Below are 15,211 nucleotides of genomic sequence, written 5' to 3'. Positions count from 1 at the left end.
AGCCACATTAATGCAGAATTGCAGATAAAAAGTTTCCATCGCTGCAAATGCTGCAACCTGCGCCTTTCGCGCAGAGCCGTCCGGCGCTTCTATCCCATCCGGGTTCACCGCACCACAGGTTTTTCCGGGAGCAAATCGCCCTAATATCGCCATGCTCGGTTGCAACTGGTTTGATTGGTACAACGTAACCTTTTGCGCTACCGTTCGCGAAAGGCGTTTCACCCTCGGGCGGGAGAGAGGGCCGGCGTGTTTGCCAGAAGAGCCCGCAATTTCGGGGTTGCTCCATGAAGAAAACTGCGCTCACCGCGCTCGCAATCGTGTTTTCCCACGCAAGCGTAGCGCACGCGCTCGAACTGCCGTCGGATGCACCACTTCCGCAGCCGAGGCCCTTTGCCCCGATCGACAGGGCTGCCGCTGCAGCCTCGATCCCCTTTGCAGCGGGCGTGCTTCTGGAAGAGCATCTCAGCACGCTAAAAGACGGGCTCCAAGCCCTTGCAAAGGGCGATACGACTGAGGCGAAACGGATCCGAGATGAGTTGGCGCCCTCCTCTCTGGACTATCAGATCATCTCCTGGGCAATCGCCATGTCCGGCGATTACGTCGGAAGCGCGGAAATTGCCGACATCGCTGATATGCTTTCGGGTTGGCCGGGAAAGACCCGGCTGCGCGCCAATAGCGAACGGGCCCTCTACCGCGAGAAGCCGACCGCACAGCAGGTGATCGCGGCCTTCGGCAAGACGCGCCCCACCACGTTTGAAGGCGCGATCGCGCTTGCGCGCGCCAATGTGGAGCTCGGCAAATTGGATGCGGCGCGGGCTGCCCTTTCGCCGGTGTGGCGTGAAGAGAAGCTGGAGGCACGACAGGAGTCGGCCATACTCGACGAGTTCGGCGATCTCATCCCCGCATCCGATCACCGCCATCGTATGGAGCGCATGCTCTACAAGGATCGAATCCGCTCGGCGGAACGAGTAGCCAAGCGCGCCGGAGCCGAAGCACTCGCCAAGGCTTGGGCGGCGGTGATCCGCCGTGAGGCAAATGCCGGTGACCTGCTCGAAGCGGTGCCTGCCGCGCAACGTTCGGCAGGTTACTATTTCGCGAAGGCCCATTATCTTCGCCGCGCCGGTAAGTTTGCGGAAGCGGCCAAGGCCATGCTGGCCGCTCCGCGGGACGCTTCCATGCTGGTGGACCCGGATGCCTGGTGGTTCGAGCGGCGTGTCCTTTCGCGCGAATTTCTCGACGAGGGCAATCCGCGCCTCTCCTATCGCATTGCCGCCGCACATCTGGGCGGCAGCAAGGCGACCATGGCCGACGCAGAGTTCCACGCAGGCTGGTATGCGCTGCGGAGCCTTGACGAAGCCAAGATCGCCGCACGCCATTTTGCCCGCATTTTGGAAATCGCCGACGGGCCAATTTCCAAGGCCCGTGCCTATTACTGGCTCGGCCGCGCGGCGGAAGCCGGCGCATCGGGCGATGCCACACATTATTATGAGCAGGCAGCCGACTACGGCACAGCCTTCTACGGCCAGCTCGCAGCAGCCCGGCTGGGGCGCACGACCATCGCGACGGGGAATCCCGATCCCAGCGCCTTGGACCGGAAGAATTTCATCGCTCGCGAACCGGTCCTGGCTCTCGAACGGCTGGAGAAGGCAGGACAGGAGCGCCTTGCCGGGATGCTGTACAGCGAACTCGCCGAGGAACTCTCAAGCACGGGCGAATTGGCGTTGCTGGCGGAGAAAGCGGGGCAACGCGGAGATCATTACCTTGCGCTCCGGATAGGCAAGACCGCCGCCCGGCGTGGTCTCGAAATCGGCCTTCTGGCGCATCCGATCGGCGCTATCCCGGAGAAAGCCTCGATTTCCGGGGCCGGCAAGGCGCTCGCCTATGCCATCGCTCGCCAGGAGAGCGAATTCAATGTGGGGGCGGTTTCGCATGCCGGCGCGCGCGGTCTCCTGCAATTGATGCCGGCAACGGCGCGAATGGTGGCAAAGAAGGCAGGCTTGCCTTACGCTCCGGCCAAGCTCACTTCCGATGCTGGTTACAACGCGACGCTCGGAGCAGCCTATCTCAGCGAGCAGCTCGAACGCTTCGACGGTTCCTATATCCTCACTTTCATCGGCTACAATGCCGGCCCGAGCCGGGCGAGCGACTGGATGGAACGCTATGGCGATCCACGCGGCAAACCGATCGAAGAGGTGGTGGACTGGATCGAGCGTATCCCGTTCACCGAAACGCGCAATTACGTGCAGCGGGTGATGGAGAATTATCAGGTCTACAAGATGCGGCTCACCGGCCGCTTCACGATCGCAGAAGATCTGGTGAGCGGGCGTCAATAGCGGGCTTCTGCCGCACGTCCATATAAACGAGGGCTTCACTCAACGAAAAACCCGGCGGGCAAGCCCGCCGGGTCTTTTAAGCTTGTCTTCTAACCGAAATTAGAAGCTGCGCTGCAGGCGCAGGAAGCCGTGCCACTGGTCGCCGTCGGTGACGCCAGCGATCGTGCCGTCAACCGTGGTGTAGTTGATGGCGAGCTTGGCGTCGAAGTTCTCGACGATCGCGTAGTCGAGCGTGGCGCCGACGTTGAGCGAGTTGATCTCGTCAGCAAACAGCACGTCATGACCGACATTGCTGAAGTACTGAGCGCCGAGCGAGGCCTTGAAGCGGGGGTTGAACTGGTAGCCGATCAAGCCGCCAGCAGACCACTCAGCCCCTTCGCGCGGAATACCAAGAGAAGCGAAGGAGAGCCCGGTGGAATTGAATGGATCGACCGAGTAGAAGTTGATACCGCTCTCATAGGTGCCAATGGCCTCGAGCCACAGCGCCTGGCTCAGGTTAGCCTTCGCAATGGCCTTGAGAGCGAATTCCTCGGCGGTGGCGTCATANGCGCCCCACAGATTCACGCCACCCCAGCCCTGGGTAAAGCCGATGCGGCCAACCACATTCGGCGTCCAGTCGTAACCACGATCAACCTCTTCGAGAGCAACCGCAGCCGAGAAGCCGCTTCCGCCGTCGAAGGTGTAGCGGATGAAGTTGGCACGATCGGCGCCGCCACGGTCGAACTCTGCGGAGAGACCGGCGTCATAGAGCGAGTCGGCAACACCCATGGAAAGGCCGCCCAGCGATATGATCGCCTGCTGCACACGCTGCGTGTTGTTGTCCAGCCCCAGCGAAAGAGCATCGCCCTCGTTAAGGTCGGCCTCGAAAACCGCGCCGCCGCGAGCTTCGAAGCGCAGCTCGATGAAGCCGCCCAGCGTGCCGTACTCGGTCTCGGAACGAGCGTCGAGCGTCACGGTCGCGCGGGTGGTCTTGTTCCAGCCTTCCTGCTCGGCGAAGTCGCCGTCCGAGTAGCCCATCTGATAACGGACATAGCCGCCGATCTTGAGGCAGGTCTCGGTGCCCGGAATGTAGAAGAAGCCTGCGCCGTAGACGTCGCAGACGCGCACATATTCCATCGGCTCCGGCTCTGGAACGACGATGGCATCGGCCGCCTGGGCGCCCGTCGCGACTGCTGAAAGAGCCGCGGAGCCAATCAGAAGGCTCTTGATGTTCATTTCTGACCTCCAGTCAAAGGTTCTAAAATAAGGGTCTGGGTATCTTTTGCTGAAGGACAGCGTTCCCTGCCCCATCCCCGAAGTTTGAAAAGTTGCGCCCCCAGGCGCCCCTTCTCCGCAGCCGACATTACTTATGACGCAGCCGCGTTCAACCACCATTGCCGGCGAGACGGAGCCCGCACGACGCTATGCAGGGGATCTGTTGCACAAAAGCCACGATCTGACCGTATGGGTTCACCATTCGGTAACCATATGTGCCCGGTTTTTCCTTATAGGGCTCTTTAAACGGCTCCCTTTGACCTTCGGCAGGTACGAATCACACCGGGTACGTCGCCTGTCTGCGATTCGTGATCCACCTATCGGGCCGAAATTGAGGGGAAACGATCTGATGGTCCAATAAGGCCCAGCCTTCCCTGCCTGGCTACGCAATTCGCATGTTGGAAACGTTTGTCCGCCTTGCAATCCTAGGGGGTTGCGGTTATGTCCGTGGCACCGGAGAGGTGGCCGAGTGGTCGAAGGCGCTCCCCTGCTAAGGGAGTAGGCTCCAAAAGGGCCTCGTGGGTTCGAATCCCATCCTCTCCGCCACCAGGATTTCCCTGCGCCAGCCATTTTGCGTTGCCCGGCTTCTCACGATGCTTTCGTGTTGGTGGCCGCGACGCGGGTGCCTCGGAACAAGTAGCGTCGCTCCTTCCGCCCTTCAGGATGCGTACCGGCTATCCCCGGCGGCGCAGCAATTTCATTATAATCGTCTCCTGCCCTAGGAATCGGCGGAGGCCCGCTCCCACTGACTGACTTGCGGCTGGTCATCCACTCACCGACTTGTGACTGGTCAGTTGTGTTTTTTTGACCCAGACGCTTGGATGAGCAAGCGCATCTGCTTGCCTCGCCTCATCGCAACAGAGGCCATTGGGCCTGCATGAAAAAGGGGAATCTGGACGTGAACAATCTGGAAGCTCGGCTGACGGAACTTTCGCCCTATGTACTCGCCATACTGAGGATCATGACTGCGCTGCTCTTCATGGCGCATGGCACCGCCAAGCTCTTCGGCTTTCCGGAGACTGGCATGTCTCCGCCCCTCCTCTCGCTGTTCGGGCTTGCTGGTGTCCTCGAGGTGGTCGGCGGCATCCTCCTCGTCATCGGCCTCTTCTCAAGGCCGGTCGCCTTTATTCTCTCCGGCATGATGGCGGTCGCCTATTTCATGGCGCATGCGCCGCAGAACTTCTATCCCATTCTGAACGGCGGCGAATCGGCGATCCTCTTCTGCTTCGTCTTTCTTTATCTGGTCTTTGCCGGGCCGGGTGCGTGGAGCCTCGATCGCCAGCGCGCCGGCGCCGGTGTACCCAGCGCGTTGAGGGCATAAGCCTGGTCATTCAGCCGCGGGCGCCGGTACAGGGCATCCCGCGCCCGCGGCATGTTGCTGAACATCCTCCTGCCGGTGCATAACGCTGCCGTCAGCCGAGGATTTCGCCATGCCCGATCGCCCTCCTCTCACCCCTCTTGTGGATAGCCTGCCCGCCACCGTGCCCTTTGTAGGACCGGAAGCGCAGGAGCGTGCACGCGGCAGGCCGTTCCGCGCCCGTCTCGGCGCCAACGAAAGCGGCTTCGGCCCTTCGCCGACGGTTGTGGAGACCATGCGGGCCGCCGCGCCGGAGATGTGGAAATATTGCGACCCCGAGAGCCACGACCTGAAACAGGCGCTAGCGGCCCATCTCGGGACAGCCGTTGAAAACATCGCGATCGGCGAAGGTATTGATGGCCTTCTCGGCCTCGTGGTGAGGCAATATGTGGAGACGGGAATGCCGGTCGTCACCTCCCTCGGCGCCTATCCCACCTTCAACTATCATGTTGCGGGTTTTGGAGGGCGCCTCGTCACGGTGCCATACGAAGGCGACCGGGAAAATCTCGAGGGACTGCTTGAGGCGGCGCGGCGGGAGAAAGCGCGTATCGTCTATATCTCCAATCCCGACAATCCGATGGGCACATGGTGGGAAGCTCACGAAATCGAGCGTTTTATCGCCGCCCTTCCGGAAACCACGCTCCTCATTCTGGATGAAGCCTATGGCGAGACCGCACCGGCCTCGGCTCTCCCCCCGCTCGACACCTCCCGGCCTAACGTGCTGCGCATGCGCACCTTCTCGAAAGCTTACGGGCTGGCGGGTTTGCGATGCGGCTATTGCATCGGGGAGGCGGTGGCGATCCGTGCCTTCGACAAGGTGCGCAACCATTTCGGCATCACCCGGATGGCGCAGGCGGCCGCGCTTTCGGCGCTTGCCGACCAGCAGCATCTCCGCTTCGTGGTCGAGGCCGTTTCGGCCTGCCGGCGCCGCATCGCCGATATAGCGGAGAGAAACGGGCTGACCTCCCTCCCCTCGGCCACCAATTTCGTGACGATCGACTGCGGCGGCGATGGAGCGTTCGCTATGCGCGTGCTTAAAGCACTGACCGAGCGCGATGTGTTCGTGCGCAAACCCATGGCACCTGGTCTCGACCGCTGCATCCGCGTCAGTGCCGGACCGGAAGCGGAGATCGCTCTGTTCGAGGCGGAGCTGAGCGCAGCGCTCGAGAAGGCGCGCGAGGGCCAAGGTCGATAGACGTCTGATAGGAAGGCGGGCGGCGGATCAAGAAATGGCCGGGGCATTCCCCCGGCCTTCGCTGCTCAACCACGCAGCCTTATCACTTCGAAGGGCAACCCGTTCGCATCGGTTGCCTGCCGGTCGATCTCCCCGAAGCCCAGCCGCTCATAAAACGCTCTGGCGTTTTCGTTGAGGGCGTAAACCTCCAGTTCGAGAGTGCCTTTCAGCTTCCGTGCATGGCCGATAAGAGTGCGACCGATGCCGCGCCCGTGAATTGCGGGATCGACGAAGAGGCCGCCTATGAAATTGTCGAGTAAGCCGATGAAGCCCACCGGCTCATCTTCCAGCACTGCGACCCAGGTCTCGGCCTTGGGCAGGTAGACTTCCCTGACAAGCTGCGCCTGTGCGTCGAGCTCTCCGCTCGTGAAGAAGGGATGTCCTTTGGCGGACGCTGCTCGCCATATCGCCAGCAGGCAGCTTTCGTCCTCCGACCTGTAGGGCCGGATGTCCAGTTCAATATCCATTATAAGATTCCGTCAGTTGAGGCGCGAATGCGCGCGAGTCATCATTCGGCCGATAGGCCGGTTTCCCCTTTGAGATTTCCCTCGATGAAGCCGCTGCGCATAAATCTCCTTCTGCTGACCCGGACTTCATAACCCGTGGAATGTTGCCCATGCAATAGCAGACGGCAGTTCAGCCTGCTTGCTTATAGGAGCTCTCAGGCCACCGTGCCCGGCACGGGTGAGGAAACATCCACAAGGGTGCCCGCCGGATCCCGCAGGAGCAATCGACGCTGGCCGTAGAACAGGTCCGTCGGCGGCTCCAATATCTCCGCGCCCATCGCCTTGGCCTGCTCGAAGGCGACCAGCACCTCTTCAACCACGAAGGTCAGATAGCCGCCCCCCGGTGGCCGGGCCGCCGCCGCAGGCGTCACTTCGCTGTCGCGGGCGATGATGCCAAGTTCAAAGCGGGGTCCCTCACTGGGCACCAGCACCTTGAACCAGTGGCTGTCGTAGATCACCTCCATGTCCAGAAGGCGGACATAGAAATCCCGCACAGCGGCGAGATCGTCGGCCGCGATGTTGAACATCGTGCGCCTAATCTTCGAGCGCGGCATTGCACGTTCCTTTCTCAGGGGATGGAAGTTCCGGCGGAGGCTGGTCAATCCATATCTTCCTCGCCGCCCGGACCGAAGCGGCGGTGCAGGATTTCCACCAACTCGGCTACCCTGCCCTTGGGCATCGGACGGAAATCGTTAACCAAGGCCTCGTCGCTCATCACCCATGCATGGGCTTCTGCCAATTCCCGCTCGTCGGCGCCCGTGGAGGCGATCTCCGCCAGCAGTGCGTTGTCCACCGGCCCCAGAATACGATGTACCCCTTCCCTGGTCAGCGTTGGCATGGAAAACTCCTCGCATGATGGGAACTCCTTTAAAATGAAGGGGGACGCGCAGAGTTCCGTCCCGCCATTTTGGCGAGTGTTCCCAAGAGACGAGGAGAGCATCTGTTACGGCGGTTTCCTTCGCCAAAGCTGAGGGGAGAGAGCATGTACGCGAACACGATGAATTTCTGTCTGGGCGAGGAGATCGACGCGCTGCGCGATATGGTCCACCGCTTCGCGCGGGAGCAGATCGCGCCCATTGCTGCCGAAATCGACCAAAACAACGATTTCCCTGCCCACTTATGGAAGGCGATGGGCGACCTCGGCCTGCTCGGCGTCACGGTCGAGCCGGAGCTTGGCGGCTCCGGCATGGGCTATCTCGCCCATGTGGTGGCGATGGAGGAAATTTCCCGCGCCTCCGCCTCGGTCGGCCTCTCCTTCGGCGCGCATTCCAATCTCTGCGTCAACCAGATCCGCCGCTGGGGCACGCCGGAGCAGAAGGCGAAGTATCTCCCTCCCCTCTGTTCGGGCGAGGCCGTCGGCGCGCTGGCCATGTCCGAAGCAGGTGCGGGTTCCGATGTCGTTTCCATGCGACTGAAGGCGGAGAAGAAGAACGACCGCTACGTGCTCAATGGCTCGAAGATGTGGATCACCAACGGGCCGGATGCAGGCACGCTCGTCGTCTATGCGAAGACGGAACCGGAGGCAGGGAGCCGCGGGATCACCGCCTTCATCGTCGAGCGTGCTATGCCCGGCTTTTCCGTGGCGCAGAAGCTCGACAAGCTCGGCATGCGCGGCTCCAACACGGGCGAGCTTGTCTTTGAGGATGTCGAGGTGCCCTTCGAGAACGTTCTCGGGCGGGAAGGCGGTGGGGTGGAGGTCCTCATGTCGGGGCTCGATTACGAGCGGGTGGTGCTTTCCGGCGGGCCGCTCGGCATCATGGCCGCATGCCTGGACGCTGCCGTGCCCTATGCGCGCGAGCGCAAGCAGTTCGGCCAGCCAATCGGCGAATTCCAGCTCGTGCAGGCCAAGCTCGCCGACATGTACACGACGCTCAATGCCTGCCGCGCCTACGTCTACGCCGTGGCGAGCGCCTGCGACCGCGGTGAAACCACACGCAAGGATGCGGCCGGCTGCATCCTCTACGCCGCCGAGCGCGCCACGCGGATGGCGCTGGATGCGATCCAGGTGCTGGGCGGTAACGGCTATGTCAACGAGTTCCCGACGGGCCGGCTGCTGCGAGACGCCAAGCTCTACGAGATCGGCGCCGGGACCAGCGAGATCCGGCGCTGGCTGATTGGGCGGGAGATCGTCGGAGAGGGCTGATCTCGCCTGCGAAATGCCCTATGCATGGGAAGCACCGTCGTGCAAAGGAAGCTATGCCCGTTATAAGATCCGAGCTCTCGCCCTCCTCCGAAACCTTCCGTGCCAACGAGGCGCGCATGAAGGCTCTGGTGGCCGACATGGCCGAGAAAGCCGCAACGATCGAGCGCGGCGGCCCGGACGAGGCCCGAGCCCGTCACACCGCGCGCGGCAAGCTCCTACCGCGCGAGCGCCTGGCGCAGCTTCTCGATGTCGGCGCGCCCTTCCTGGAGATCGGCCAGTTCGCGGCCTACGGCATGTATGAGGGCGACATCGCGTCGGCCGGCCTCATCGCCGGCATCGGCCGCGTGGAGGGCCGTGAGGTGATGGTGGTCGTCAACGACGCCACGGTGAAGGGCGGCACCTATTATCCGCTCACCGTGAAGAAGCACCTGCGCGCGCAGGAGATCGCGCTCGAGAACAATCTGCCCTGCATCTACCTGGTCGATTCCGGCGGCGCGAACCTCCCCAACCAAGACGAGGTCTTTCCGGACCGCGACCATTTCGGCCGCATTTTCTACAACCAGGCAACCATGTCGGCGCGCGGCATCCCGCAGATCGCCTGCGTGATGGGCTCCTGCACGGCCGGCGGCGCCTATGTGCCGGCCATGTCCGACGAGACCGTGATGGTGAAGGGCAACGCCACGATCTTCCTCGGCGGCCCGCCGTTGGTGAAGGCAGCCACCGGCGAAGTGGTGACGGCGGAGGAGCTCGGCGGCGCGGAGGTCCACACCCGCCTTTCAGGCGTTGCCGACCATTACGCGATGGACGACGAACATGCGCTCGCCATCGTCAGGCGTATCGTCAAAAACCTGAATCGGAAGAAGACGATCGGCCTCGATCTTCAGAAGGTGATTCCGCCTCTCTACGATCCGCGCGAGATCTATGGGATCATCCCCGCCGATGTGCGCCAGCCCTATGACGTGCGCGAGGTGATCGCCCGCATCGTGGACGGCTCGGAACTCGACGAGTTCAAGCAGAATTACGGCACGACGCTTATCACCGGCTTCGCGCATCTTCACGGCATGCCCGTCGGCATCCTCGCCAACAATGGCGTGCTCTTTTCTGAATCCGCGCTCAAGGGCGCCCACTTCATCGAGCTCTGCTGTCAGCGCAAGATCCCCCTCCTCTTCCTGCAGAACATCACCGGCTTCATGGTGGGAAAAAAATACGAGGCGGGCGGCATCGCCAAGGATGGCGCCAAGCTGGTGACGGCGGTCGCCACCGCACAAGTGCCGAAGATCACCACGATCATCGGCGGCTCCTTCGGCGCAGGCAATTACGGCATGTGCGGTCGCGCCTTCTCGCCCCGATTCCTCTGGATGTGGCCCAATGCGCGCATCTCCGTCATGGGCGGCGAGCAGGCCGCGACCGTTCTCGCCATCGTCAAGCGCGAGGGCATCGAGCGCAAGGGCGGCACGTGGTCAGCCGAGGAAGAGGCCGAGTTCAAGAAGCCGATCCTGGAAAAATACGAACGCGAAGGCCATCCGCTCTACTCCTCCGCCCGGCTCTGGGACGACGGCATCATCGACCCGGCAAAGACGCGCGAGGTGCTCGCCCTCTCCCTCTCGGCCGCTCTCAACGCGCCCATCGAGGAGACGCGGTTTGGGGTGTTCAGGATGTAGCAACCCGCAAGAAAACTTTTCCTAATTTATCCCCACCTCTTTCCGCCTGCTTAAACTTCTCCCTGCACAATTAATGTGGCGGGAAGGGATAATGGAAGATTTAATCGAAGAAATCGAACTTCTCAGAATCAAAAGCTGCCTCGCAGCAAATCGCGTGATGCGCTCATGTTTACGGTTACGGAATGCCGTCAAATATAATCCGTGTTGGCATCTCCAGCCACGGGCTCCGGCTGGGAGTGCCCACGGAATCGGCGGGCAGTGGATCAGCGAGGCCATTAACGCCGCGCTGCCAGTCCTGCGTTTTGTCGGAATGCCTGCTATCAAACTGCTCCGGGAGGCGATCAGGCGCACCGCTCCGTACCTTCGTCGCTCGCGGCGGATTTGGGATCTGGGTGATGAGTTTCCCGGCAACGAAGAGTTTGACAAGGACACCGGGCGAATCGGGCCGCCAACGCCTCGTCGGCCGCAGCACCCAGTCATCCGCTTTCGCAGTGAACGAGAACTGCGCAATTACCTCGGGCCTGCCGGTCCCGGCCGTGAATGGCACCATATCATGGAAAAGAGGCTTGCGGATAAGGGAATCTTCCCGCCGGCGCAAATTCACAGCACCGACAACATCATCAACTTGCCTGTCGAGGTGCATCGGCGCGTTACTGCAAAAATGAGCCAGGTTGCACCCAATGCTGATGGGCGTGTGCTGCGCTCTATCGTTGAAGAGATGTCCTTTGAAGACCAATATAATTTCGGCATTCGCCTGATAAAGGAAGCCTACGAGGAACTCGGCTATGACTTCGGCGCAATCCAGTAGATCCAGTAAAAACCTGGAACAATGGGCGGAGGAATTTGTCCGCCGGCTGCAAGAACAGGCAATCGCCGATCGCACCGACAACACCCGAGCTTACAACAGGCTGCACAAGAAGGTCCTGGAGGCCCTGAAAGCGATCCTCGATGCCGGCCCACGGGGGCGCGACGTTCTGGAAAACCTCTTGAGCCACGAGACGCCGCAGGTTCGCATGTGGGCGGCGGGGCAGGTCATCAAATGGGACCCGGACAAAGCAATTCCGATCCTTGGACACCTCATCGTGGACAAGCTGCCAGATGAAACGGCCCCCATGGAACGGGTTACTATCCGCATGGGGGCCAGTTCCTACCTTGAAAAGCACTTCGGCATCAGAACCTATGATCGCAACGAACTGATCGAGCCGCTGAGAGCTTACGGGATCGATGTGCCGCGACGCCCCGAGCAGCCGTGGTTTTGATGAAACCGGGCATCGGCTTTATCCTCCATACAGCCGTTTACGGCCATGTTATACGGAGAACATACCATGAACAAGGGCCTTTATTCCCCGTTCACCAGCGCCAGCACCAATTGGTGCACATTGCCGCCGTCGCTCATCTCCACCCGGTCGAACGCGCGGCTCTTCTGCCGCTGCTCCTGTGACAGTTCGCCGAGCTTCTTCGTCAGCACTTCGCGGATCTTCTTGCAGTTCGGATCGTCCTGCACGGTGAGGCCGACGGAGAAAGCCTCGATCTTCTTCACCATGTCGAGGATGATCTCGCCATGCACACGCTCGTGCTTCTCGACCCCGGTGACGAACGTCTCCCACAGCCGGCGTGTCTCGGGCGGGAGATCGCCGGAGACTTTTGGCAGACGATAGGTAATGGTGAGGAACGGTTTTGCCGAGGCGAGAACGCAGCCGCCGTTTCGCTTCTGGTAGTCGCGCGACCATTTCAGGTCGAAATCCGTATAGGCGATCACCCGGCCGATGCCCACTTTCGGCCCGTTTTCCCCGATCGAGCGATAGAGATCGATGCCGGTCCTGCCGGAGACCGGATAGGTTACGATCTTCTCCGTGGGCTTCCACTCGGCCCGTGCCGGCGCGTGCGGCATCAGGAGACAGGCCGCAACAAGCGCCGTCGGCAGACCTTTTTTCAGCAATCGCCCCTCTCCAAACAAGTCCTTCTCAGCCGCCCGAACTGACAGTCGAATGAACGTCAGGTCAAGGGCTGGCGCGGCCTCAATCCTCAAGCGCGATTTCACGCAGGGGATCGCCGCCATCGATGAAAAGGCGACCGCCGGCCTTGAGCGCCGCCGCGATGCGGCGTCTGGCGAGCCGGCCTGCCCCCGGATGGCGGCCGTCGAGCGCCCCGACGCGGACGGCGACCGCGATGTCGTATCGGGCTTCGCCCGGTTCCAGTTCCAGATCCTCCGCTGCCACCTGCCGCAGGCTCAGCCGCCCCGCCGCGATCTCCGCCTGCGATAAAGCTTTTGCCTGGGCGATAGCCTTGGCCGAGCGATCGATGGCGAGCACATGCCCATGGCCGATGCGTCCAGCGATCTCCCGTGCCATGCCGCCCGGCCCGCAGCCGATCTCAAGCACGCGCATGCCTTCCTTCAGCGGCAGCGCGTTCACAATGGCGAGAAGCCTTGGCGAGAGATCCGTTGCCATCTGCGATAGCCCACTTGCGTTTCCTGGACTGACGGAGAGCCGAAAGCCGCCATTCCCGAGATTTCTAACACTTGCCCCGGCTTCGCTCCAAACGTCCTGCCGCAGGGGAAGCGTTCCCCCGCGTCCGCAGGCCGGCTTATCCCGAGGAAGTGCCTGGAGGGCAAGAGAGGCGGCAGGACGATCCAAACGGGCCTATGACGGTTTCCTTTCCTCGCGCTATAGATCGGTGCAAATCACGCCTGCCTGCCGAGAGGAGACCGGATGTTCAAAAAAGTCCTGATCGCCAATCGCGGCGAGATCGCCGTCCGCATCATGCGCACCTGCGCCCGCATGGGGATTTCCACCGTCGCCATCTATTCGGATGCGGATGCCAGGGCGCTGCATGTGGCGACGGCCGACGAGGCGGTGCATATAGGCGGGGCAGCGGCAGCCGGCAGCTATCTGGATGGCGACCGCATCATCGCCGCCGCGAAAGCTGCCGGTGCCGAGGCTATCCATCCGGGCTACGGCTTCCTTTCGGAAAATCCGGATTTCGTGGAGGCGGTGGAAAGATCGGGGCTGGTCTTCATCGGCCCCTCGGCAAAGGCCATCCGCGCCATGGGCCACAAGGACGCGGCAAAGCGGCTGATGGAGAAGGCCGGCGTGCCTGTAGTCCCCGGCTATCACGGCGAGGCGCAGGAAGTGGTGGTGCTCGCCACGAAGGCGCGCGAGATCGGCTATCCCGTACTGATCAAGGCGCGGGCGGGCGGCGGCGGCAAGGGCATGCGCCGCGTGGACGACCCCGACCAGTTCGCCGACGCACTGGCCGCCGCGAAGCGCGAGGCGAAAGCCGCTTTCGGCGATGCCCAGGTGCTGGTCGAAAAATGGATCGAGAAGCCGCGCCACATCGAGGTGCAGGTGTTCGGCGACCGGCACGGCAATGTCGTCCACCTGTTCGAGCGCGACTGCTCGGCGCAACGGCGTCACCAGAAGGTGATCGAGGAGGCACCCGCCCCAGGCATGACCGTCGCCATGCGCGCGGCCATGACGCAGGCCGCCGTAAAGGCCGCCCAGGCGATTGGCTATGCGGGCGCGGGCACCGTCGAGTTCATCGTCGACGCGTCCAAGGGGCTGAAGCCCGATCGCTTCTGGTTCATGGAGATGAACACGAGGTTGCAGGTGGAGCATCCCGTCACGGAGATGGTGACCGGAATCGACCTCGTGGAATGGCAGATCCGCATCGCGGCTGGCGAGGCCCTCCCCCGCGCGCAGGAGGAGATCGCCCTTTCGGGACACGCTTTCGAAGCGCGGATCTACGCCGAAGACCCCGCGCGCGACTTCCTGCCCGCAACCGGTACGCTCCACCACCTGCGCTTTCCGAAAGAGCTTCCCGGCGCCTCGATCCGCGTGGAAACCGGCGTGCGCGAGGGCGACGCCGTCACGCCCTATTACGATCCGATGATCGCCAAGCTCGTCGTCCATGCGGAAAATCGAAAGAATGCCCTTGCCGCGCTCGCTGTCGCCCTGGACGGGACGGAGATCGCCGGTTCGACGGTGAACACGGGCTTCCTCGCGCAACTTGCGCGCGACCCGGAATTCGCTTCAGGCCGCGTGGACACCGGGCTTATCGCGCGGCGTCAGGAGGCGTTGACCCGGCTTCCCGAGCCTGCCCCGCGCATCGCGGCGGTCGCCGCACTCGCCGCGTCCGGCGCCCGATCCCTGCCGGATGCGCCCGATCCCTTCGACGCCATTCCGGCCTATGCGCATTTCCACCCCCTTACCCACCGGCGCACGCTTCACCACGGAGATCAGAGCTCCACCTTCGCCATCACCGGGCACCGGGACGGGCGCTTCTCGGTCCGGCCTGAAGGAGATGGGGCGGACGAGATCTTCCAGCTATCCGTGGATGCGAACCCGCGGATCGCTGCCTGGCCGGGTCATCTTACGATCTTCGAAGGGGCAAGCAGCCATACCTTCCGCCTCCACGATCCCCTCGCTCTTGCAGAGGAGGCTGGCTCTGCGGGCGAAAGCCTGCGTGCTCCCATGCCGGGGCTGGTGAAGCTGGTGCGCGCCGCGCCGAGGCAGGCCGTGAAGAAGGGCCAAGCGCTTCTCGTTCTCGAAGCCATGAAGATGGAGCACACGATCACCGCGCCTCATGACGGCGTGGTTGCAGAAATCGCGGCGGAGGGAATGCAAGTGAATGACGGCACCGTTTTGGTGCGGTTCGAGGAACAGGGCGCATGAATCGAAACGCCGTGGGCGGCTGATCTGCCGTCCGTGGCGTCTCTTTCGGC

Annotated in this window: 14 protein-coding genes and 1 tRNA gene; 9 read left to right on the top strand and 6 right to left on the bottom strand. The window is 62.4% G+C overall.

Annotation, left to right across the window (positions count from 1 at the left end):
* The first annotated feature begins 284 nt into the window (after positions 1–284).
* Positions 285–2,333 (top strand): lytic transglycosylase domain-containing protein, encoded by a 2,049-nt coding sequence (locus tag CHEJ32_RS0107955; RefSeq protein ID WP_028033391.1) that lies wholly within the window; start codon positions 285–287, stop codon positions 2,331–2,333.
* A gap of 99 nt (positions 2,334–2,432) precedes the next feature.
* Here CHEJ32_RS0107955 and CHEJ32_RS0107950 read toward each other — a convergent pair whose 3' ends face one another.
* Positions 2,433–3,548: a porin gene (locus CHEJ32_RS0107950; protein WP_028033390.1), complete on the bottom strand. Its 1,116-nt coding sequence runs from the start codon at positions 3,546–3,548 to the stop codon at positions 2,433–2,435.
* Positions 3,549–4,042: 494 nt separating this feature from the next.
* Between CHEJ32_RS0107950 and CHEJ32_RS0107945 the strand changes: the two genes are divergently transcribed.
* From CHEJ32_RS0107945 to CHEJ32_RS0107935, 3 genes are all read left to right on the top strand, one after another.
* Positions 4,043–4,133 (top strand) — tRNA-Ser (locus tag CHEJ32_RS0107945).
* 331 nt (positions 4,134–4,464) lie between these two features.
* Positions 4,465–4,908 (top strand): DoxX family protein, encoded by a 444-nt coding sequence (locus CHEJ32_RS0107940; protein ID WP_051469544.1) that lies wholly within the window; start codon positions 4,465–4,467, stop codon positions 4,906–4,908.
* Between the two features lie 109 nt (positions 4,909–5,017).
* The gene (locus CHEJ32_RS0107935; RefSeq protein WP_028033388.1) at positions 5,018–6,139 is read left to right on the top strand and encodes a pyridoxal phosphate-dependent aminotransferase; all 1,122 of its coding nucleotides are present in this window, start codon (positions 5,018–5,020) and stop codon (positions 6,137–6,139) included.
* A 65-nt stretch (positions 6,140–6,204) separates the two neighbouring features.
* Here the strand turns inward: CHEJ32_RS0107935 and CHEJ32_RS0107930 are convergent, their stop codons facing one another.
* The 3 genes from CHEJ32_RS0107930 to CHEJ32_RS0107920 form a co-directional block, all read right to left on the bottom strand.
* Entirely contained in the window at positions 6,205–6,645 is a 441-nt protein-coding gene (locus CHEJ32_RS0107930; RefSeq protein WP_034658086.1) for a GNAT family N-acetyltransferase, read from the bottom strand.
* Positions 6,646–6,839: 194 nt separating this feature from the next.
* Positions 6,840–7,238 (bottom strand): VOC family protein, encoded by a 399-nt coding sequence (locus CHEJ32_RS0107925; RefSeq protein WP_034658085.1) that lies wholly within the window; start codon positions 7,236–7,238, stop codon positions 6,840–6,842.
* A gap of 44 nt (positions 7,239–7,282) precedes the next feature.
* On the bottom strand, positions 7,283–7,522 hold the full coding sequence (locus tag CHEJ32_RS0107920; RefSeq protein ID WP_028033385.1) for a hypothetical protein: 240 nt from the start codon (positions 7,520–7,522) through the stop codon (positions 7,283–7,285).
* A 144-nt stretch (positions 7,523–7,666) separates the two neighbouring features.
* Here CHEJ32_RS0107920 and CHEJ32_RS0107915 point away from each other — a divergent pair, with 144 nt between their 5' ends.
* The 4 genes from CHEJ32_RS0107915 (at position 7,667) to CHEJ32_RS0107900 (ending at position 11,747) form a co-directional block, all read left to right on the top strand.
* Complete coding sequence (locus CHEJ32_RS0107915) at positions 7,667–8,827, top strand: isovaleryl-CoA dehydrogenase (RefSeq protein ID WP_028033384.1); 1,161 nt, start codon at positions 7,667–7,669, stop codon at positions 8,825–8,827.
* 53 nt (positions 8,828–8,880) lie between these two features.
* Positions 8,881–10,488: a carboxyl transferase domain-containing protein gene (locus CHEJ32_RS0107910; RefSeq protein ID WP_028033383.1), complete on the top strand. Its 1,608-nt coding sequence runs from the start codon at positions 8,881–8,883 to the stop codon at positions 10,486–10,488.
* 91 nt (positions 10,489–10,579) lie between these two features.
* Positions 10,580–11,296 carry a hypothetical protein gene (locus CHEJ32_RS0107905; RefSeq protein ID WP_028033382.1) on the top strand — a complete coding sequence of 239 codons (717 nt, stop codon included), beginning with the start codon at positions 10,580–10,582 and terminating at the stop codon, positions 11,294–11,296.
* Positions 11,274–11,747, top strand: coding sequence for a DUF2019 domain-containing protein (locus CHEJ32_RS0107900; RefSeq protein ID WP_028033381.1), 474 nt, complete (start codon positions 11,274–11,276; stop codon positions 11,745–11,747). Before CHEJ32_RS0107905 ends, CHEJ32_RS0107900 begins: the two co-directional genes overlap by 23 nt.
* 80 nt (positions 11,748–11,827) lie before the next feature.
* Here CHEJ32_RS0107900 and CHEJ32_RS0107895 read toward each other — a convergent pair whose 3' ends face one another.
* Together CHEJ32_RS0107895 and CHEJ32_RS0107890 are read right to left on the bottom strand one after the other, a co-directional pair.
* Positions 11,828–12,379: a DUF922 domain-containing Zn-dependent protease gene (locus tag CHEJ32_RS0107895; RefSeq protein WP_084032736.1), complete on the bottom strand. Its 552-nt coding sequence runs from the start codon at positions 12,377–12,379 to the stop codon at positions 11,828–11,830.
* A 127-nt stretch (positions 12,380–12,506) separates the two neighbouring features.
* On the bottom strand, positions 12,507–12,938 hold the full coding sequence (locus tag CHEJ32_RS0107890; RefSeq protein WP_028033379.1) for a cyclopropane-fatty-acyl-phospholipid synthase family protein: 432 nt from the start codon (positions 12,936–12,938) through the stop codon (positions 12,507–12,509).
* 261 nt (positions 12,939–13,199) lie between these two features.
* Between CHEJ32_RS0107890 and CHEJ32_RS0107885 the strand changes: the two genes are divergently transcribed.
* On the top strand, positions 13,200–15,161 hold the full coding sequence (locus tag CHEJ32_RS0107885) for an acetyl/propionyl/methylcrotonyl-CoA carboxylase subunit alpha (protein WP_028033378.1): 1,962 nt from the start codon (positions 13,200–13,202) through the stop codon (positions 15,159–15,161).
* Positions 15,162–15,211 lie beyond the last annotated feature (50 nt).

It is taken from the genome of Chelativorans sp. J32 (genome assembly GCF_000518985.1).
In the GTDB taxonomy this organism is placed as follows: Bacteria; Pseudomonadota; Alphaproteobacteria; order Rhizobiales; family Rhizobiaceae; genus Chelativorans.
This window is presented reverse-complemented; position numbering and strand designations above follow the sequence as displayed.